Annotated in this window: 1 pseudogene; it reads left to right on the forward strand. The window is 46.1% G+C overall.

Annotation, left to right across the window (positions count from 1 at the left end):
- Positions 1-436 (forward strand): annotated as a pseudogene (locus A3735_RS30695) (molecular chaperone HtpG); the annotation flags it as partial.

Consider the following 436-nt stretch of genomic DNA (forward strand, 5'->3'; position numbering starts at 1 on the left):
AACAGGTGATAGCCAGCAAGATTCTCAGTTGATTGGTCAGTTCGGTGTTGGGTTCTATTCCGCATTTATTGTTGCCAAGAAAGTTGATGTATTCACGCGTAAAGCGGGTACAGATAAAGCGGAAGGTGTTCACTGGAGCTCCGAAGGTGAAGGTGAATTCACCATAGAGAATATCGAGCGTGCCGAGCGTGGTACTTCGATTGTGCTTCACCTGAAAGAGGAAGAGGCTGAGTTTGCTAACGGCTGGAAGCTACGTAGTCTGGTTAAGAAGTATTCTGACCATATCGCCTTCCCGGTTGTGATGAAGTCTGAGCCAATGCCTGCTGAAGAAGGTAAAGAGCCAGAAGAGCCAAAAGACGAGACAGTCAACGAAGCCACAGCGCTTTGGTCTTTGTCTAAGTCTGAAATCAAAGAAGAAGAGTATCAATCTTTCTAT

The organism is Oleiphilus sp. HI0061 (genome assembly GCF_001635675.1).